General features: G+C 56.5%; 15 protein-coding genes. 4 read left to right on the top strand and 11 right to left on the bottom strand.

Annotated elements, in window-relative coordinates:
* Positions 1-129 precede the first annotated feature (129 nt).
* A complete protein-coding gene (locus IEW06_RS11090; RefSeq protein ID WP_188548285.1) occupies positions 130-2682 on the top strand; it encodes a type IA DNA topoisomerase in 2553 nt (850 codons plus the stop codon).
* A 48-nt stretch (positions 2683-2730) separates the two neighbouring features.
* On the top strand, positions 2731-2952 hold the full coding sequence (locus IEW06_RS11085) for a DUF2905 domain-containing protein (RefSeq protein ID WP_187732587.1): 222 nt from the start codon (positions 2731-2733) through the stop codon (positions 2950-2952).
* Positions 2953-3110: 158 nt separating this feature from the next.
* Here the strand turns inward: IEW06_RS11085 and IEW06_RS11080 are convergent, their stop codons facing one another.
* Positions 3111-4604 carry an SDR family oxidoreductase gene (locus IEW06_RS11080; RefSeq protein WP_187732586.1) on the bottom strand — a complete coding sequence of 498 codons (1494 nt, stop codon included), beginning with the start codon at positions 4602-4604 and terminating at the stop codon, positions 3111-3113.
* A 115-nt stretch (positions 4605-4719) separates the two neighbouring features.
* Between IEW06_RS11080 and IEW06_RS11075 the strand changes: the two genes are divergently transcribed.
* Complete coding sequence (locus tag IEW06_RS11075) at positions 4720-6384, top strand: ArnT family glycosyltransferase (RefSeq protein WP_188548284.1); 1665 nt, start codon at positions 4720-4722, stop codon at positions 6382-6384.
* A gap of 144 nt (positions 6385-6528) precedes the next feature.
* Here IEW06_RS11075 and lysA read toward each other — a convergent pair whose 3' ends face one another.
* Together lysA and IEW06_RS11065 are read right to left on the bottom strand one after the other, a co-directional pair.
* A complete protein-coding gene (lysA, locus tag IEW06_RS11070) occupies positions 6529-7671 on the bottom strand; it encodes a diaminopimelate decarboxylase (RefSeq protein ID WP_188548283.1) in 1143 nt (380 codons plus the stop codon).
* A 98-nt stretch (positions 7672-7769) separates the two neighbouring features.
* Positions 7770-9089, bottom strand: coding sequence for an aspartate kinase (locus IEW06_RS11065; protein WP_187732583.1), 1320 nt, complete (start codon positions 9087-9089; stop codon positions 7770-7772).
* Positions 9090-9461: 372 nt separating this feature from the next.
* On the opposite strand from IEW06_RS11065, the gene IEW06_RS11060 reads away from it, so the two are divergent.
* Entirely contained in the window at positions 9462-10334 is an 873-nt protein-coding gene (locus IEW06_RS11060) for a DUF2911 domain-containing protein (protein WP_187732582.1), read from the top strand.
* A gap of 69 nt (positions 10335-10403) precedes the next feature.
* Here the strand turns inward: IEW06_RS11060 and IEW06_RS11055 are convergent, their stop codons facing one another.
* From IEW06_RS11055 to IEW06_RS11020, 8 genes are all read right to left on the bottom strand, one after another.
* On the bottom strand, positions 10404-12536 hold the full coding sequence (locus IEW06_RS11055; protein WP_229743109.1) for a glycoside hydrolase family 97 protein: 2133 nt from the start codon (positions 12534-12536) through the stop codon (positions 10404-10406).
* A gap of 39 nt (positions 12537-12575) precedes the next feature.
* Positions 12576-13166 carry a hypothetical protein gene (locus tag IEW06_RS11050; protein ID WP_187732581.1) on the bottom strand — a complete coding sequence of 197 codons (591 nt, stop codon included), beginning with the start codon at positions 13164-13166 and terminating at the stop codon, positions 12576-12578.
* A gap of 148 nt (positions 13167-13314) precedes the next feature.
* On the bottom strand, positions 13315-14709 hold the full coding sequence (locus IEW06_RS11045; RefSeq protein ID WP_187732580.1) for an alpha-amylase family glycosyl hydrolase: 1395 nt from the start codon (positions 14707-14709) through the stop codon (positions 13315-13317).
* 692 nt (positions 14710-15401) lie between these two features.
* Positions 15402-15707: an antibiotic biosynthesis monooxygenase family protein gene (locus IEW06_RS11040; RefSeq protein ID WP_223284637.1), complete on the bottom strand. Its 306-nt coding sequence runs from the start codon at positions 15705-15707 to the stop codon at positions 15402-15404.
* A gap of 159 nt (positions 15708-15866) precedes the next feature.
* On the bottom strand, positions 15867-16838 hold the full coding sequence (locus tag IEW06_RS11035) for an MBL fold metallo-hydrolase (protein WP_223284636.1): 972 nt from the start codon (positions 16836-16838) through the stop codon (positions 15867-15869).
* 49 nt (positions 16839-16887) lie between these two features.
* The gene (locus IEW06_RS11030; protein WP_187732579.1) at positions 16888-17337 is read right to left on the bottom strand and encodes a GNAT family N-acetyltransferase; all 450 of its coding nucleotides are present in this window, start codon (positions 17335-17337) and stop codon (positions 16888-16890) included.
* A 154-nt stretch (positions 17338-17491) separates the two neighbouring features.
* On the bottom strand, positions 17492-18856 hold the full coding sequence (locus tag IEW06_RS11025; RefSeq protein WP_188548281.1) for a M20/M25/M40 family metallo-hydrolase: 1365 nt from the start codon (positions 18854-18856) through the stop codon (positions 17492-17494).
* A 468-nt stretch (positions 18857-19324) separates the two neighbouring features.
* Positions 19325-20527 (bottom strand): beta-ketoacyl synthase N-terminal-like domain-containing protein, encoded by a 1203-nt coding sequence (locus IEW06_RS11020; protein ID WP_187732578.1) that lies wholly within the window; start codon positions 20525-20527, stop codon positions 19325-19327.
* Between the last annotated feature and the right edge of the window lie 133 nt (positions 20528-20660).

Below are 20660 nucleotides of genomic sequence, written 5' to 3'. Positions count from 1 at the left end.
TATATTTAGGTCTCCTGAATCCTCATCTACAGACAGACCCTGTCAGCGACCTTTTACCGCGTTATCTTTGTTGATTCTTCGCTGCCTTCACCCAGCGAAATCAGTATTTAATCAGCGAAACCCTGCGATTTGAAAGTCTGCATTGCCGAAAAGCCTAGCGTAGCCCGCGAAATAGCCAACGTGCTCGGTGCCAGCCGGCGCATGGATGGCTATTATGAGGGCAATGGCTACCAGGTCACCTGGACGTTTGGGCACTTTTGCCAACTGCGCGAGCCCGAGGACTACCGCCCCGAATGGAAGCGCTGGAGCATCCACGATTTGCCCATGATGCCCGACTCGTTCGGCATCAAGCTTATGCGCCGCGACGACGGCGTGGTGCGCCAGTTCAACGTCATTAAAAACCTGCTGGCCAGCGCCGAGGAAGTCATCAACTGCGGCGACGCGGGGCAGGAGGGAGAGGTCATTCAACGCTGGGTGCTGACGGAGGCTAAATACCGCAAGCCCTTCAAGCGTCTCTGGATTTCTTCACTCACGGAAGAAGCTATCCGTCAGGGATTTGCCAACCTGCGCGAAGGCTCCGAGTTCGACCGCCTTTACCAGGCCGGCAAGAGCCGCGCCGTGGGCGACTGGCTGCTGGGCCTGAACGCCACGCGTTTGTTTACGCTTAAATACGCCGCTGGTCAGAAGCAGGTGCTGAGCATCGGGCGGGTGCAAACGCCTACGCTGGCCTTGCTCGTCGATCGGTACCACGAAATCCAGAACTTCAAGCCGGAGCCGTATTGGGTGCTGCGTACCGAGTATCGGGGCACCATGTTCAGTCACGTTGCGCCACCCAAAAAAGGCAAAGCCGATGATGATGATGAGCCCGACGAAAAAGCCCGATTGAAAGCGCGTGGCTACTTTGTGAGTCAGGAAGAAGCCGATGTGGCATTAGAAGCCGTGCGGGGGGCAATTTTCACCGTCACCAACGTGGAAATCAAGAAGGCCCTCGAAACGCCGCCTTCTCTCTTCGACCTGACTTCCTTGCAGGTGCAGTGCAACAACCAGCTGGGCCTCTCGGCCGAGGACACGCTCAAAACGGTGCAGAGCCTTTACGAGAAAAAAGTCGTCAGCTATCCGCGCGTCGATACCACGTTTCTGCCCGACGACCAGTACCCCAAAATTGCCGGCATCATGCGCGGCCTGGGGGGCTATTCCGGGCTTACGGCGCCCTTGCTGGAGGGCAAAATTCGCAAGTCGACCAAGGTTTTTAATAATAACAAAGTCACCGACCACCACGCCATCATCCCGACGGGCGCGAGTGCCGGCGGCCTGGGCGGCTCCGAGAGCAGCGTGTACGATATCATTGTGCGCCGCTTCCTGGCCGCGTTTTACCCCGATTGCGAAGTCAGCAACACGACCGTGACCGGCGAAGCCGCTGCGCATCCGTTCCGCGTGCGGGGCCGCCAAATTCTGAATCCCGGCTGGCGCATTGTGTACGGCGACCCCGAAAAGCAGCAAGCTCCCTCAGCGCCCAAAGCTGCCGGCGAAGGCGACGACGATGTGGTCAGTACCGTATTACCGTCGTTTACCCAAGGCGAAAATGGCCCCCACAAGCCTCGTCTCGACCAAAAAGTAACCCAGCCTCCGCGCGAATACTCCGAGGCTATGCTGCTACGCGGTATGGAAACCGCCGGCCGCAATGTGGACGACGACGAACTGCGCCTGGCCATGAAGGAAAACGGCATCGGCCGTCCCAGCACCCGCGCCGCCATCATCGAAACCCTGTTCAAGCGCGGCTACATCCGCCGCGACAAAAAGAAGATTCTGCCCACGCCCACCGGCGTCGAGCTGATCGGCCTCATCCGCAACCCCACCCTGAAATCGGCGGAGCTGACGGGGCAGTGGGAGCAGAAGCTGCGCCAGATTGAAGCCGGCAACCTCGATTCCGAGCAGTTTTTGGGTGAGTTGAAAACGCTGGTGCGCGAGATGGTGCTGGAAGTGAAATCCGATGGCTCGGGGCGCGGCATCAGCGTTAGTGCGCCGGGCAGTGCGGTCGCTGGGGGGCAAAAATCGGCTTTGTCAGCAGCAAAAATGCCCCCCACAGCTGCCAAGCCTGTAGCGCCAGCCGTACCGGGTAGCCTTGGTGCGTGTCCGGCTTGCGGCCAGGGCCACATCATGCGGGGCAAAACGGCCTTTGGTTGCTCGCGCTGGCGCGAGGGATGCGCCTTGCGTCTACCCGGTCAGTTTGAAGGCAAAAACCTGACGGACAAGCAAGTGTCGGCGCTGCTTAGCAAAGGCCGTACGCCTGTCATCAAAGGCTTTATCGACGACGTAGGCCAGAAGTTCGATGCGGCCGTACGCCTCACGCCCCAGCACACGCTGGAGCTGGTGCGCGCCGCCGAAAGCAAGCCCGCCACCACCGAAGCTCCCCAGCAGATTCCGTGTCCGGTGTGCCGCCTGGGCACCATGCTGCGCGGCAAAGCGGCCTACGGCTGCTCCCGCTTCCGCGAAGACTGCCAGTTTCGGGTGCCGCTGGAGCTATGCGGCCGCACGCTCACCGAGGCACAGATTGCGCAGCTCCTGCGCCGGGGCAAAACGGGCGTTATCCGCGGCTTTACGTCCCAGCGCACCGGCCAGAAGTTTGAAGCCGCCTTGCAGCTTGCAGGTGATAAGGTGGAATTTGTGTTTGAGAAGAAGTAAGTAGCTCAACACTAGCAACTCATAGCTGGCAATTCAGTACCTGACACTATGCCTATCGGTAAACTACTTGTATTTCTCGGCCTGGGTTTGGCACTGCTGGGGAGCATTTTATGGCTTGGTGGCGGTAGCTGGTTTAGCTGGTTCGGCCGCCTGCCCGGCGACGTACGCGTGGAGCGGCCAGGGTTTCGGCTGTATATGCCGTTCGTGTCGATGCTGCTGCTGAGTGTGTTGTTTAGTCTGATAATGTGGGTGGTGCGGCGCTTGAACTGAGCGCGTTTTATAATCAAAGGCGGTCATGCAGAGCGGAGCGAAGCATCTCGCGTGTTTAGTAGGAGTAGGTTGGCAACGTCAGCACGCGAGATGCTTCGCTCCGCATGACGTTCTTTTAGGCTTTTACTACTGTCTTGCATGGCCGCCTCACAAATCAATCAAACACGCGCTGGCTCAGAAATCCGGGTGGTGCCGGGTGCGGCGCCATATTGCACGATATTTTCCACCATGCCTTTGAAAATAATGAAGTGAAAAGGCACCAGCGAATACCAGTACAGCCGACCCGCCAGGCCGCGGGGCCGGAAGGCGGCCAGCTGCTCCAGGCGGTGGCCGCCCGTCGCTTCGTCGGGCACGATACGGAACTGTAGCCAGGCCTCGCCGGGCAGCTTCATTTCGGCGTAAAGCAGCAAGCGGCGGCCGGGGCGGTCGGCTACAAGAACGCGCCAGAAGTCGAGCTGGTCGCCGGCGCGCAGGTCGGAGGGGGAGCGGCGGCCCCGGCGCAAGCCCACGCCGCCGGCCAGCTTATCGAGCAGGCCGCGCACGCGCCAGAGCCAGTCCACTTTGTACCAGCCGCGCTCCCCGCCGATGCTCCATACGTTTTGCAGCACCTCGTCGGGGTCGCGGGTGAAGGCCATTTCCTGACGGTCGAAGAGCATACCGTGCTGCGGAATCTGCACGAAGTCCATATAGTTGCGCTCCATCACGCCACTGCTCAGCGCATCGGTCCAGCTGCTGATAACTTCATTCTGCTCGATGCGGGTAAAAGCCAGCTTTAGCGCCTCCGCGTAGCCCATACATTCGTGCCGTATAACCTGCGAAATGCTGCGCTTGGGCGCCACAATGGTATCATTGCGCAGACTGTCAACCAGACTCTGCGCCAGCGAAAACGTGGTGCTGGTGACCAAAAACAGCCACAGCGACGACAGCCGCGGCGTGAGCACGGGCACAGTAAGTATATAGCGACGATAGCCTCGCACCTCAGCCAGGCCCAGCAGCATCTGCTTGTAAGTCAACACATCAGGCCCGCCAATGTCGAAGCTTTGCCCTAGGCAAGCGGGGTTGTCAAGCACGGCGGTCAGGTAGAACATTACGTCGCGCACCCCGATGGGCTGACAGCGGGAGTTGAGCCAGCGCGGCGTAATCATCACCGGCAGCTTCTCCACCAAGTCCCGAATTATCTCAAACGATGCGGAGCCCGAGCCGATGATAATACTGGCCCGCAGCACCGTGAGAGCCGCTTTTTCGGCCTTTTGCAATACCGTTTCCACTGCCCTGCGCGAACGTAGATGCGCAGATAAGCCCCGATCATTGGCAATGCCGCTGAGGTAGATAATCTGCCGCGATGACGTTCGATTGATATACTGGGTGAAGTTCTCTGCCGATTGGCGCTCCGCCTGCACAAAATCCTGATCGGTGCCGCTCATGGAGTGCACCAGGTAGTAAGCCGCATCGATGTCGGGGGGCAAATTTTGCAGAGAGGAGGACTGTAGCAAGTCGCCCTGCGCTACAGTGACCTGGGTGCGCAGCCGCTCGGGCGTGCTGAAGCGGCGCGGGTCGCGCACCAGACACACCACTTCGTGGCCCGCCTCCAGCAGCAGCGGCAACAAGCGCTGGCCGATGTAGCCATTGGCGCCGGTAAGCAGAATTTTCATGGGCGGGCTCGTAAATGGTACGAACTAAGAACCGCTGAAGCAGTACTTAGTTGTAGAGCCAAGCTTGCCCTACCTTTGGGCTACCGTTGCCGCCACTTTCCCAAATCACCTGCTTATGCCCCTTCCGCTTACCTCCCGTACCTGGCTTTGGCTCTGGCTGCTAGTCCTCGGGGGGGGATTTTTTGTGGGCCTGGGCGCGTGGGGTCCGCTAGAAAGCAGTGAGGCGCGCTACGCCGAAATTGGTCGCGAAATGCTGGTCACCGGCGACTGGCTGCACCCGCGCCTGCTCGGTATTCAGCACTTTCATAAGCCTCCGCTTACCTACTGGCTCACGGCGGCGGGACTTACTATTTTTGGCCCCCACGCGGCCGGCGTGCGCATTCTGCCGGTGCTGGCCGTATTGCTGCAAGTGCTGCTCATGTACAAGCTGGGCGAGCTGCTGTTTAAAGGTGACCGGGCCCGCGCGCTGGCGGCGGCTGTCGTCTATGGCACCTTGCCCGTGGTGCTCATTTCGGCCCTCAACGTAACCACCGATGCCTACCTGGCCACGCTGGAGCTGGCAGCGGCCTACGGCATTCTGCGCTACTACGCCGGGGGGCAAATTCGCTGGCTCTACCTGTTTTGGGTGGGCCTCGGCTTAGCTTTTCTGACCAAAGGACCGGTCGGCTTTATTCTGCCGCTGATGGCCGTTATCAGTCATTACTTCAAGCAAGATGCCGACCAAAAGCAAGCCCGCCGACCTTTCACGGTGCACCACGCGCTGGGTTTCGGGTTGTTTGTGCTGGTCGGGCTCAGCTGGTATTTGTACCTCATAGCCGAGAATCCAGCCTTTATCCGGTATTTTCTGTTTGAGCACACCGTGGAGCGCTTTGCCAATCCTAACACTTTTGGCCGGGCCAAGCCGTGGTGGTTTTATCTGGTGCTGGCCCCGGCCACCAGTTTGCCGTGGTCGGTAGCGCTGGTAGTGCTGGCCGTGCGTACTGGCTGGGAAAGCGTGCCTCAACTCTGGCGCAATGTGCTCATCTTCTGGGTACTGCTGCCGTTGTTTTTTTTCTCCTTGTCCAGCTCCAAGCTGCTGCTTTACGTGCTGCCGATATTCCCCGGCATGGCCCTGCTAACGGTGTATTACCTGGGGCGGTGCACAGAGGCGGCGCTGTTTCGCTGGTACGTGGGAATTGTAGCCTTCTTCGGCTTCCTGCTGGCCATTTTATGCCTGGCGCCTGCGTTTGCCGGGGTGCTGGATCTGCCTTTCGCCCTGCGTCCTATGGCGGCGGCGGTGCCGGCGGCGGGCGTGGTGGTGCTGGTTATTACGCTCACGCTCTGGGAGCAGGTACGTGTAGCGCCCCGTTTGTTGGCGGCGGCTGTCATGTTCACGCTTACGCTGCTACTGGCCGCTAAGCCCATTCTGCACCAAAATGAGCTGGCCGCCAACGGCACACGTCCGCTGGCTGAGTTGCTGCGCCAGCGCCAGCTTACGCAACAGCCTGTGCTGGTGTACAATGAACTGCTGCCGTCCCTAGCGTTCGAGCTGGGCAAAATTCCCGTTTCTCTCAACGACGGCAACCACAACCTCAACCGCGAAACGCAGTTTGAGCCCAATCGGCGGTGGCAACAAAACCTGATCTACCTCAGTGACTCCACCCAGCGGCCCGCCCTCGACTGGATGCTCCAGCAACGCCCCGTACTCATCGTGAAAGGCGAGCTAAACCCCGAAAGACAGTGGCTGCTGCCATATTTCAAGCAGCATGAGACCTTAGGCAAATGGACCGTGTGGTATTAGGGAGAGGATACTGATCAGCTTGATTTTTTTAAGACAATGGGCAAACGCTACGAAGGTTGTAAGCTCTTATCCGTTTTCGATCATATCACTAAAAAAGCCCCCAGAGTAGCTCTGGGGGCTTTTTTAGTGATATGATATTTTCTTCTAGATGTATACCGCCTCGGCCTTCTCCCGCAGGTTATAAGCCGAGCTCATCACCTCGCCATAGGCTCCCGCCGAACGCAGCGCAATCAGGTCACCGCGCTTCGTCTCAGTCAAAGGAACCGCGCGTCCAAATGTGTCTGACGACTCGCAGATGGGCCCTACCACGTCGTAGGGCTGAATTTCGCCCTGGCTGCTGAGGTTTTGAATGTGATGATGACTACCGTATAAAGCCGGCCGAATGAGCTCAGTGAGGCCCGCGTCGAGGATGGCGAACTGGGTTTGCTGACTGCGCTTCACGTACAGCACCCGACTTACCAGGGTGCCGCTTTGCGCCACGATGGCGCGGCCTAACTCCACGTGCACCTGCTGGCCCGGCCGCCGGATCAGGTGCTGCTCGAAGGTGCGGAAGTAGGCCTCGAAGTCGGGAATAGGGTTGGTGTCGGGGTCGTTGTAGTCGATGCCCAGACCGCCGCCCACGTTGAGGTGCGGTAAGTGGTGGCCTTGCTCTTCGAGCCAAGCTTGCAGCTCGTTTAGCTTCTGGCTAAGCTCGGCAAACACCGCTAAATCAGTGATTTGCGAACCGATATGCGCGTGCAAACCCACCAGCTCCAGGTGCGGCAAGCTGGGTAGCTGTTCAACTACCGCCGGCAGATCACCCAGGCCAATCCCGAACTTGTTGGCTTCTAGGCCCGTCGTGATGTAGTGATGGGTCTGCGCGTCCACGTTCGGGTTCACGCGCAGCGCCACCCGCGCCCGCCGATTTTGCCCCCCAGCTAGCTCGTTCAGCACCACCAACTCCTCCGCCGACTCCGCATTAAAGCACCAGATATCCGCCGCCAGCGCCCGGTTGATTTCCGCGTCCGTTTTGCCAACGCCCGCAAATACAATGTCCTGGGGGGCAAATCCGGTGTCGAGGGCGCGCTGTACTTCGTTGGCGCTCACGCAATCAGCCCCAAGGCCGTGCTGCTGAATAAGGCGCAAAATGGGCTCGTTGGCGTTGGCTTTCAGGGCATAATGCACATGAAACCCCCGCGGCCGCGCCGCCTGCTGCACAGCTTCAAGCGTGCGCGTGAGCAAGCCCAGATCGTAGTGATAAAAAGGCGTAGGGCGGGAGAGAAGCTCGCCGGAAAGAGAGAAAGACATTATAAAAAGTGATAAGCAACGATGGGCCTCATCCCCTAGGACTTCGCGCATGAAGCGAACCGGGGCTAGGGGATGAGGCCCATCGTTGAAGAGAAAATCTACCGCTGAAACAGCCCCGCGTTCAACGCCTTCAACGTCCGCGTTTTATCAGCGGTGTGTACCAGCAGGCTGATATTATTGGGCGAGCCACCGTAGGAAATCATCCGCAGCGGAATGTCGCCCAGCGCGTTGAACACCAGCCGGGCCGAGCCGTGGTTTTCCTGAATCAGATTACCAACCAAACAGATAATGGTCTGATTTTCATCAATTTCCACGTTGCCAAAATCGCGCAGCTCAGTCAGGATTTCCTGCAAGTGCGTGGCATCATCAATAGTTAAAGACACGGCCACTTCTGACGTCGTAATCATGTCGATGGGCGTGCGGTAGCGCTCAAAAACCTCGAACACGCTGCGTAGAAAGCCGTGCGCCAGCAGCATTCGGCTCGACTTGATCTTGATAGCCACTAAGCCGTCTTTCGCCGCCACCGCCTTGATAGCCTCCGAGCCGGTTTTGCTGGAAATGAGCGTGCCGGGCGCTTCAGGCTGCATCGTGTTGAGCAGGCGCACTGGAATATTGTACTGGCGAGCGGGCAGCACTGAGCTGGGGTGCAGAATTTTAGCTCCGAAATATGCCAGCTCGGCCGCCTCATCAAACGACAACTCGCGTATAGGGTAGGTGCCTTCTACCACGCGTGGGTCGTTGTTGTGTAAGCCATCAATGTCCGTCCAGATCTGGATTTCGTCGGCGCTGGCCGCCGCGCCGATAAGCGAAGCGGAATAGTCGGAGCCGCCGCGCTTGAGGTTGTCGATGTCGCCCTTAGCGTTACGACAGATGTAGCCTTGCGTGATAAACAGCTTCTGGCCGGCGTGGGGGGCTAATTGCTGGGCCAGATGCTCCCGAATGTAAGCGTCGTCGGGCTCGTCGTTGGTGTCAAGGCGCATGAATTCCAAAGCGGGCAGCAATACCGCATCCTGCCCGCGCACGGCCGTCAGGTAGCGGTGAAACAGCAGCGTACTCAGCAGCTCGCCCTGGGCCAGAATCACCCGCTCGCCCGAGGTCGACAGGGGCTGACGCATCAGATTGAAGATGGTTTTGAAGCTGGTACTTAGCTGACTTATAGCCTCTTCGGCTACGGCTGGCTCGGGCAGCAGCTCGCGGGCCACCATCATATAGTGCTGACGCAGAATCTCGGTCTGAGACGTAGCGGCCTGGATTTCACCTTCAAAAAGCAGCTTCGCAATAGCAACCAGCGAATTGGTTGTACCCGACATGGCCGACAACACCACAATGCGCGGCTCGGAACTTTGAATGAGGTCGGCCACCGAATGCATCCGCGCCGCCGACCCGACGGACGTGCCGCCAAACTTGAGAATTCTCATGAAAAATATAAAGCGTAGGAACCCCCAAGGTAAGGCCCAAGCCGCAAGATGTGAAATGATGCTTGTCTGGGGGGCTTTTTTTTAAGATCTGAAGGCAAGAGACACAGCCAAACCGATGCGCGATGCAGGAAGCAAATTATTCTGCCAAAAGTCATGACGCGGTAGAGACGCAAGATTTTGCGTTTCCTCGTTGCAGAGGATGTTATTTCTGAATAGCGCTAAGTCTGTCGTTCAACGAGGACGCGCAAAATCTTGCGTCTCTACCGCATTTAAAACCTCCTTTTTACTTCGCTAAATCATTCAGCACAAGCAACTCTTTTAATTCACTGGTTACTATATTCAACCTGTTCCCACATTCTCAAGCACTCACCCATGAAACCTTGTTTATGCTTTCCATTCCTGCTATTTCTGGCTGGTTCGCTAGCGGCTAGCACCCACACCCAAGCCCAGCAAACACTCCGAATTCCGGTAGCTAGTCCGGCCGTGCGCATCCGTCAGGATTTCTCGGTTTCCTTCGTGGAGCTGAGCTACTCGCGCCCTTCCAAGAAAGGCCGCGAAATTTTTGGCAAGCTGGAGCCCTACGGCCAGGTGTGGCGCACGGGCGCCAACACCAATACTAAAATTCGCTTCGGGGAAGAAGTAAAATTTGGTGGCCAAACCGTGCCAGCGGGCACCTACGCCTTGTTCAGCATTCCGGGCCCCAAGGAGTGGACGCTGATTCTGAATCGGGATACCGCGCAGTGGGGCGCCTACACCTACAAGCCCGAAATGGACGTGGTGCGAGTAAAAGCCGTGCCTGTAACCCTGCGCGACCCCGCCGAAACCATGAGCCTGACCCTGGAAAACCTGAAGCCATCCGCCGCCGACCTCACCCTGCGCTGGGACAAAACCCAGGTAAGCGTGCCCCTCACCGCCGACTCAGATGCGCAGGTAGAAGCCCAGATTGCGCAGGCTATGCAAGGCGAAAAAAAGCCTTACATCTCTGCCGCACAGTATTACTACAACAATAATAAAGACCTCAACCAAGCCCTCACCTGGCTGGATGCTTCCATTAAGCAGCAGCCCAGCTACTACGCCTATTACTGGAAGGCTCGCGTGCTGCAAAAAGCCAAGCGCCCCGACGAAGCCACAGCCGCTGCCAAGCAGTCGTTGGAACTGGTAAAAGCGGAAAAAACGCCGTCAATTAAAGAGGAGTACGTTCGCTTGAATCAGCAGCTGTTAGCGGATATTGGCGGTAAGAAATAAGGTGACCTCGCTATCAAGTTTGCAACTAAAAGAGCCCCCCAGATGTGTTCTGGGGGCTTTTTCCTTGAGTTACTGCTTCTTCAGCTTCCGCAGCTCCTCTTTTGTTGCGGGTTTTAGGCTGATGGCTGTGCCGCCGCCGGGAGCCAGTTGTAGCGGAAGTTGCGTGCGGCTGTCTACCAGTACTTGCCGGATCTGGTAAACCATGGGGTTCTTTTCCCAGTCGGCATCTTTGCCATCGGCGTAGATGGTGGCAGTGTATCGGGCCTTGGGGGGCAAAAAGTCCAGCTTTACGGTCTGGCGACGGGCCCGCTCGTCGGTGATGGCGCCCAGGTACCACTCGTCTTTGCCCTTGGCTTTGCGGGCCGTGATGATGTATTCGCCTGGCTCGGCAGCCAGAATGCGGGTGTCGTCCCAATCCACGGGCACATCTTTAATGAACTGGAACGCGTCGAGGTGCTGCTCGTAGGCTTCGGGCAAGTCGGCGGCCATTTGCACGGGGCTGTACATGGTCACATACAGGGCCAGCTGCTTGGCTAATGTCGTGTGTACTTGGCGGCCTTTGTTGGCCTTCGGATTCCAAGGTTCGAGCTTGATTTGGAAAATGCCCGGCGTATAATCCATAGGCCCACCCATGAGGCGGGTGAAGGGCAGAATGGTTTCGTGCTCGGGCGGATTGCCGGTGCTCCAGGCGTTAAACTCGTTCCCGCGGGCAGCTTCTGAGGCCAGCCAGTTGGGGTATGTACGGTGCAGGCCCGTCAGCCGCACCGACTCGTGCATATCCACCATAATCTGCTGCTGGGCCATGTTGGCGGCGGTGCGGTTGTAGTGATTCACCATCCATTGCCCATCATGGTGCTCGCCGCGCGGAATGATGCGGCCCACGTAGCCGGTTTTCACGGCGTCGTAGCCGTGCTCTTTCATGAAGCGCAAGGCGGTTTCTTGGCGGCGCTCGTAGTTGGTCACCGAACTGGACGTTTCGTGGTGCATCATCAGCTTCACGCCCTTGCTGGCTGCGTAGCGCTGCAACTCCTGCACGTCGAAGTCGGGGTAGGGCGTCACGAAGTCAAATACTTCCTCTTTCCAGTTATTGGCCCAGTCTTCCCAACCCACGTTCCAGCCTTCCACCAGCACGCTTTGCAGGCCGTGCTTGGCGGCAAAGTCGATGTAGCGCTTCACGTTGGCGGTGTTGGCGCCGTGGCGACCGTTGGGTTTCAGCTTGCTCCAGTCGGTAGTCGCCAGCTTGATGTTGCTAGTGTCGGCGTAGTTCCAGCTGGCTTTGTTTACGTGCATTTCCCACCACACGCCCACAAATTTCTGGGGCTTAATCCAGCCCGTATCAGCTATTTTGCTCGGCTCGTTTAGGTTCAGAATGAGCTTGGAGGCAAGTACCTCGGGCGCTTTGTCGCTAACCACAATCGTGCGCCACGGCGTATGCTCGGGCGCTTGCAGATAGGCCTTCGCTCCGGTGGCCGAGGGCACCAGATGGCTGGTTAGACCGAACGCTTTGGTGTCCACATCCAGCATCATAGCCGGATAATTCACCAGCGCCGCCTCATGTATATTCACGTACAGCCCGTCCTGGGTCTTCAGCATCAGCGGCGTCTGCACCCGCTGGGGGGCAGATTTTAGCTGAATAGCCTCAATAGGCGTGGTATTAATCTCGCTTAAGCGGGTGGTACTGTAGGTGTACTCGTTGGAGTCGTAGTCGCCCGGAATCCAGAAGGTTTTGTGGTCACCGGTGAGGTTAAACTCGGTTTTTTCCTCCTGCACGGTGAAGTAGGTGAAGCCCGGCTGAGCCGGAAACTCGTAGCGAAAGCCCAGTCCATCATCGTACAGCCGGAAGCGCACCACCAGCCGCCGATTCTTCGCGGCGGCCTGCTGCAGCGTCACGGCCAGTTCCTTGTAGCGGTTGCGAATCTGCTTCACCTCACCCCACACCGGCGCCCACGTTTCATCCGTCGCCGACGAGTCGATTTTAGCGATGGTAAAGCCTTTATCAAAGCCGGGTTGGTTTTGGAGCAGAACTGCTAAACGGCTGGGCTTTATAACGGGCTTCGCGCCGAATCGGAGTTGGTAAGTTGGCTCGCCGGCCGTGTTTACTTGAAAGTTGAGCGTCAGCTTTTTGGTTGGGGAGTGCAGCGTTTGGGCTTGAGTAGAATAGATTGCTAGTGTTATGAAACAGCCAGCAATAATATATTTCATTAGGCAATTCATAGTAAGATTAATTAGGTGCCGTTCGGTTTAGTGTCTTTTTCTGGCTTCAACAATTGCGTGATCGATTTGCAATTGAATTTTCCGAATTGGGCTTTTCCTATTTTGTTTGTAGTAAATGTTTTTTGTCTTCTTGTGAAAAAAAATAGTTCGCTTGATTAGGGCAAAATGGTCGTAATATTGACTGATAGTATCCTTCCCTATTATAAAATCAAAACTATAATTATCTCCATGGTTTCGATGAATAACTTCAGCCTCACCGCTGTCGCTATCTATTGTGGTAAAATCTTTTATTGTACCTTTATTTATTTCGCTCCAGTTAACACTCAAGTACGACCAGAACATATCTTTATAAACCACGACTGGCGATATAATAGAGCAATTATCTAAATAGGTTAGATAGGTTTTAGAATGCTGTTTCCATAATACATAGGTTGGTGTAAAGTCTCCTTTAGATGAACAGGATGAGTCTTCTGTAATCCTGCTTCCTCTACATCCAACACAATAGCTTCTATAAACGCATATTGAATCTACCCTTCGCTTATGCAACTCTGCAACTAAACTGTCTGTTCGAATTTCAAGTGGAGACTTTTTATATTGACCTTTAACAGAGTGAACCATTAAGTAAAACGTTAACAAAGCAACTAAGTGCAATAACCTTGGATTTAAATTCATACTGATTTTTTCGATGATAGAATATAAATCGAACTATGTAACTGTGTCAGTGCGACTGTGTAAACATCATTTATTTCCTTTCGGCTGGATAGAACTAGTTGCGCAAAATCAGGTACTGATACGGCTGTAAAATAAGCTGCGTACTCAACATCAAAGGCTGACCGTTTAAAGCATTTAGCCAAGGTGAGTTGACCAAGCCAGCGGGTACCCCATACGTTGTTGCCGCATTTCGAAGGTTGACCAGCACTAAGACCTTCTCGTTGCCGACAGTTTTCGTGAACGCGCACACATCGTCGCTGCTATAGGAGGTAAGTGCTCCATTGCGCACGGCGTCGCTGCTGTTGCGGAAGCGGAGGATGCTTTTGTATTCCTTGGTAACGGCCGGGTTGAGCGACCAATCAATCGTTCGGCGCGCTCCCATAAAAGGCAGCCGGGCCGGAAATCCTACTTCCTGACCGTTGTAAATCATGGGTGTGCCGCGCATGTAAGCGACCACCACAAAGGCGGCCATAGCCCCTTGCTGACCATTGAAAAGCTCCTGCGGGGTGCCGTCCGAGCTGTTTATATCGTGGTTGGAAATGTAGCGCAGCATGCGGGCCCCGGCCGGAGCATTGGCATAATTCACCTCATTGAGCTTATCGAGGAGCTTGACGCTGGCTCGCTTGGCAAAAATGTCTTTCATGGTGGCCAGGAAATCGAAGCCATAGCGAAGCGGAAAACCAGCCTGGAAGTAGTAGGTCTTATCCGAGCCTTCCGCAATCAGGAGCAGCTTGTGCGTGCTGATGGAGTTCAGGTTGCTGACGGCCTCGGTGAGAAACTCATAAGTCGGTCCGTCGGCGTAATCGATGCGGTAGCCATCAATGTTGGCCTGAAATACCCAGTAGCGCATAGCCTGAATCATGGCTGCCCGCATGGAGGCGTTGGCGAAGTTGAGTTGGGCTACGTCGGTCCAGCCTAAGGGCGGATTCTTGATGTTGCCGGCGGCGTCCTGCTGGTACCAATCCTTGTGGGCCGTTATCCAAGGGTGGTCCCAGGCGGTGTGGTTGGCCACCCAATCGAGCACGACGGCCATGCGGCGGGCATGAGCGCCATCCACAAGGGCCCGCAAATCAGCCAGCGTACCGAGTTCCGGATTCACCGCCAGGTAGTCCTGTATGGCATAAGGCGAGTCAAATGCCTTGACCTTACCAACAGGGTAAATCGGCATCAGATACACCACATTAATGCCGAGGGCTTTGATTGAATCCAGGCGAGCTAGTACGCCCTTGAAGTTGCCTTGCGCGCTAAACGCCCGCATATTAACCTGATACACGGTGGCATTGGCCGCATCCGGCACTTCCGTGAAGGGCGTACCATACTGGGCCGGATCGGCCGTGACTGAGGGAAGAACCGGAACTGTAGGGCTGATGGTTGTGCCTTTGCTACAGGAAAGAAGTAGCACAGACCAGCACAGGAAGGCCAGCTTCCGCATGAGTTTTGAATCAAGCATAAGTAGGAGTTTGGTAGGGGCCGCGATGTAGGATGAGTGTTTTGTCTAGGGCGTGAGGTTGCCCTTACAGGTATTATATTGTTGTACAAGGTGTAGCAAGTTTGACTCGCTGAACTTACCGGTAATAATAGGGGCTGTGGAACAGTCACTAAAAAGACTACGCAAGTCGTTTCTGAATGTCGTGGCTTGCAAGAGATAGGGAGCGCGCGTACGTTCAGTTGACCGTTCGATATAGTAGTAAATGAGCGCGGACTGGTTGGCGTACACTTCATCTGGATTGTTGCCAAACAGATTATAGGTGCTACGGTACAGGTTAGCGCGGCCGCCGGCCAAGCGTTCGAGTAGCAAACACAGTGTGTTACGTTTTGACACTGGCAGCATCTTGCGCATTACGTAGGTCCTGCCATCTGATAAATGAAGGCTGTGCAGTTTCTTAATGGAATAAAACTGCTTATTGGACGAAGCTGGATCTTTCCGAAACATCACACCACGGGCCACTGTGCTACGGGTTGGGACCTCTAATTCACCCCGTAACGTATCACCATGCGCAAATACGATGTAGCCTGATTGCATTCGCTTTTGGGCGTGTGCTATCGGAGACTGGATAAGAGCCATTGTGAGTGTCAGGAATAGTATGAAAACCTTCATGAAATACATTAACCCAATAGATTAGGCTGATTAAAGGGTAATAGTTAAAAGTCAAAGGTATCGCAGTGAACGACGTTGGCCTCAAACTCTAGCAAGTAGCGTGCATCGTCGGGGTAATAGCGCGCTTTTTCGTAGTCGTCGCCGGCAAAATGTTTGATGCTTTCGTAGCTGTCCCAACGGGTGACGGTCCAGAAATGGCAGACTTCGCCCTCTATGCTGCGCAGCACCTGCACACCTAAGTTGCCGGGCGTTTTCTTGTAGTCGGCAAGGCCGGATGCTTCCAGATATTTGAGGTACTCATCGGCGTGATGAGCGTGGGTCACGCCGTGCCAAATGCGGGTAATTATCATGAGAACATTATAAGGTATTTGCATGAAGTTTTGGACCGCTGATGCGCGGTATAGACGCAATATCTTGCGTCTTGTCGTTGCACAATCTGCTGTAACAAAGCCTGGACGGTGCAAACGACGAGACGCAGTATGTTGCCTCTTTACAAAAGACGATTTACGCTAAAACTGCAGCAACCGTCCTTGCTCCGGAAAGATGAGTTTCAGCTGCAGCGAATTTGCTTCGGTGAGCTGCTTTTTGATGGTCGCTTCATTGCCGGCCGTGGGCTTGATATGGGTGATTACGACTGGCAGCCCGCGTAGCGCAGCGGCTCCGGTTAGCTGACTAAGGGCAGTCATCTCCTGCATAAGCAAAGCCGGGGTGAGATGCCCAAAAAGCTGGGCTGGCGGCTGTGCATTAGCGTAGGAAGTCTCTATGAAAATGGCTTTCAGCTGGCCGGCTTTTACCAGGGGCTGAATGGCTTGCCACAAATTGCGCAGCTGGGGGGCTTTTTCAACGGCATCCGCGCCAGTGTCGCCTAGGTAAAGAAGGTAGCTCTGCTTGCTCCGCAGCAGGAAGGCCGCGCTTTGATAAGGTTTGCCGTGGCTCAGCACAAACGTCTGAAGGCTCAAATCGGTGTTTTCGATGGCTGTTTCCTGGCCGGGCGATAAAGAACGCAACTGATATTTGCGCAGGGCCGGCGGGGCGCCGCTGCTGCCGAAGTTGGGCCAGGTGCGCCAGTTGAAATAATCGTTTTGAATGGTTTTGAGGCAGTCGCTTAGGCCGTAAATGCTCTTGGGCGAGTCGTCGGTGGCATTCAGGAGCAGGCCGGTTACGTGGTCGAGGTGGGCGTGGGAGATCAGGTAAGCCTTGATAGTATTGCGAATTACCTCGGTCGCTGGCCCCGCGAATACCTTGCGTGCCACGGCCTTTTCCACGCCGCTGTACACAGTGCCCGCATCCAGACACACATAGGAACTGGAGCCCGCCGGGGCAACCAGATAGGCCGAAAGGTTGCCCTCATCCAGTCCGCCCTTCACGCCCAGCGGCACGACGCTGAAAGTGGGAGAAACTGTGCGCTGCGCGAGAACCCAATGACCCATCAGAAGCAGCAAGAGCAGCAAGCACCGTTGCAATAAACGCGTCGTCTCCATACCTACAAGGTAGCCATAGATTCAGCGTATCAGGCTGCCACAACCAGTTCTAAATCTGATTTGAGCGCTTACTCCATTCCTCCACGGTCAGCTCAAACCGGATTTCTCCACTAGTTGTCCGGCCCGTTTCGCGCCAGCCCGATTGCCGGTAAAAGGCTTCGGCCCGCGTGCCCGGACTTGTGCTCAGCCATACAGGGTGCTGCGTTTGGCTGAAATACCAGCGCAGCATCAGCGTCTGTAGCTGCCGGCCAATGCCCTGCCGGTCGTAATCGGGGTGCACGAAGAGCGCCCAAACGCTGTGGTCTTGGAGGTCGGCAATGGCAAATCCTACAATTTGCCCCCCAGTCTCGCAAACCCAGCCTTTGCCGCGCCGGGTGAGGTAGTCGATGTTATCCTGCTCTGTTACCCGATCAGGGCTGGAAAGCTTATTTTCTTTGACCGCCATGCGTACGGCCATGTACTGCGGAATGTCTGCTACTTGGGCTTCGCGGTAGAGCATGTTGTTAAGATAGTGAGCGACATGAATTAATAGGTGAACAAACACTTCTCGAATCGGAATCAAAAGGCATAAAAAAGCCCCCAATATGTTGGGGGGCTTTTTTATGCACTATAAAAACAAAAGGTGTAGCCTGCTTAGTCGTCAAGCTACCTGCCTACCGCACCACTTTCGGCGTTACGGGGAGGCTCTCGTGGCCCTCTGCATCGACGGACGCCACGGCGAAGATGAAGTTGTCTTTGCTGTGGGGCAAATCGGCGGTGGTGCCGGTCACGAAGAACTTCTGCTGCCACACGGGGCTGCTGGTTTCGCGCATTAGCACGTAGTAGCCGGCTGGTTTTTCGCCGGCGGCGGGAGCGTCCCACTTCAGCTGCGTACGGTTGGTGAGGTTGGCAGTGAGCACACCTACATTCTGCGGCGCGGGGGGCGCCCAGGCCAGGCTGGCCATCGTGGCCAGATTTACGCCGGTGTTCTTGCGTAGGTACTCGTAGTCCACAAATTCGGGCTTGTCGCCGTACTCGATGCCGTTTTCGGTGCGCAGATCCTGGTGCTGGTGGTTGAAGTTTTCGTTTACTTCCGTGAAGCGCACGGCCGTGAAGCCCTGCTGGTTGAAGGGCGTATGGTCGCCGCCGCGCAGGAAGCGGTCGGGGCGGTACTCGATGAGCACGCCGAAGTCATTCAGGTATTGCTCACAGGTGGTTTTGATGTAGCGGGCTAGCTGGCGGCTGGGCGAGTCGTTTTCGCTGCTCAGCTGCCGACGCACGCGGGCCTCCTCGGGAGTTTCGTTGGCGGGCACGCCCTCACTGAAAATGCGCACGTGCTTGGGATCTTTAATCTCGGGGTCGAAGCCGGTGGAGTTGCCTACGATGTCGTTGTTGAGCATGCCCACGATGTTCCAGCCCTCGGCTTTGGCGCGCTTGGCCATGTGCGTCGAGCCATATAGGCCCTGCTCTTCGCCTTGTACGGCCACGAAAATGAGGGTGCAGGGAAACTGTTTGGAGGCCATTACGCGGGCCATTTCCATCACCAAGGCCACGCCCGAAGCGTCGTCGTTGGCGCCGGGCGCGTCGGCGGTGGCGTTCATCACGTCGGTTACGCGCGAGTCGAGGTGGCCGCTGACGATGATGATGCGCTTGTCGTTGGGGTCGGTGCCTTGGAGGGTCGCCATTACGTTGGCCATCACCACGGGCTTATCGATGCGCCGGCCGTCGGGCTTCACCGTGAACGTGTCCTGCTCTACTTTCATGCGGCCGCCGCTGGCTTTGGCGTACTTCTTAAACTCCGACTCCACCCAGTTCCGCGCCGCCCCAATGCCGCGCTTTTTGCTTTTGGTGTCGCTCAGGGTGTGGCGAGTACCGAAGGAGACCATTTTGCGAATATCCTCTTCCAGCGTTTTCGCCGAAATGGCTTCCACCATTTGCTTGATGGCTGGGTCGGGGGTGGATGGGGGGGCATTTTGGGCGCGCAGGGCGGTGAAGCTGGCAACCGCGGCAACTAAAAGTGTGGAGCGAAGAAATTTCATGAGGGGTATTTGGGTGATGGAGTAAGCGGGTGGTCAAGAACCGATAGACGATTTTGGTGATGTAAAATACGGGGTAAGCCGGAATAGTTAGGACAATACTGTAATAATCGCTCGTCAAGCAGAGCGGTAAGGCAGTAGCAAGGCAGCAGTTATTCTTGTTTACCAGAACGTCATGCAGAGCATTCTGCGCATGAAGCAGAGACGAAGCATCTCGCTCGCAGTCGTCTGATTGTAAAAAGGCGGTCATGCTTGATCTGGCGTCCGCTGGTCGAAGCATCTCTACTGCAATGGTAATCTCAACGAAGCGAGAGAGATGCTTCGACCAGCGGACGCCAGATCAAGCATGACGTTCTTATTGGTTGACTTTAGTAATCCAGCTAAACACGCGAGATGCTTCGTCTCTGCTTCATGCGCAGAATGCTCTGCATGACGTGCTGGTTAAGAGCAAGGTTAAGTAAGAGGAATTTCTTACACTAACGATACTAGGGCACTGGATGCATTGCCGCCAAAACCGGCTGCATTCACCAGTACACGCCCAATGGGCCGAGTAGGAGCGGGGGCCAAGTAGGTGCCGAACGGCGGCGCAGGCCAGGTTTGGTGTGTTAAAATCTGCAACGCAAACTCCAGACTCAGGGCTGCGGAGGCGCCAAGCGTGTGGCCGACCAGCCATTTGTTGGAGACGAGTTGGGGGGCTTCTTCGGTTCCAAAAACGGCTGCTACGGCACGGCGCTCGGCAGCGTCGCCGGCGGGGGTGCCGGGGCTGTGCAGCACGAGGGCATCCACGGCGTCTGGGGGGCAATTTGCCTGCTGGAGTGCTTGGCGCATGGCCGTTTGGAAGTGCTGACCATCCGGCGAAAGCCCGGTTTTGCTTGGGATTGCCTCGAAGCCAAAGCCGACACTTTCCAGCCGAAACTGAAGAGCCGAAGCCGTGGCTTGCTCCGCCGCCAGTGTCGCGCGACTAACTCGTTCCAAGGCAAAAACCGCCGCGCCCTCGCCCAGTACGAAGGTGGAAGGTGCGCCCGCGCCAGGGCGGCAAGGCCAATCCTGGGGGGCAAAAGTGGAGTAGATGCCTAGGGCGTGCATCTGTGCCAATGTAAAATCGGTGAGCGGAGCCTCAGCCCCACCGGCCAAAAACCGATCGGCGAGGCCGGCCCGCAGCCAGGCTACCGCGTTGCCCAACGCTTGAAAAGCGCTGCTGCAGGTGCTGGAGTGACTTAGCGCTGCCCCGCCAACAGCGCCCGCATCGTAGGCCACCCAACTCGCCACATTGCCCAGCGTGGTGAGCGGCGACGCTGCCGCAGCTACAACTCCATCGGCTAGAAAATCGGCGTGGAATTGCTCTAGTCGTCCTGTTGCGCCCCGCGAGGAGCCAATGCTCACGCCCAGACTGGCATCCTGCGCTGCCCAGCCCGCCTGGGCCGTGGCTTGGCGGGCGGCAAGCAAGCCCAATAATACGGTGCGGTCGAGCTGGCGGTAAGGGGCGTGCGCGTGGCGCAAACTACTTATTGCTTCTTCCACTCCGGCGGGCACGCTGCCAACGGGTAGGGTGCGCGTGCCGGTTTGCCGGCTTGCAAAGGCAGGTTGCGGTGAGGAGGCTGTGAAATTGCCCCGCAGCTCCAGCGCAGACACGCTGCCCCGGCCTCGAATCAGAATCAGGTTGTCGTCGGACATTACTTTAAAAGCTCAAACAGGCCGCAAGCTAGGCCCAGTAGATTGGATCAGCCTTAGGGCAGGTCGTCATGCAGAGGCGGAGCCGAAGCATCTCGCTTGTTTAGTGAGACTACTAACCTCACATCAGCACGCG

Source organism: Hymenobacter qilianensis, from assembly GCF_014638675.1.
Lineage (GTDB): Bacteria > Bacteroidota > Bacteroidia > Cytophagales > Hymenobacteraceae > Hymenobacter > Hymenobacter qilianensis.
The sequence above is the reverse complement of the archived record's forward strand: the minus strand, read 5'-3'. Positions and strand labels throughout refer to the sequence as shown.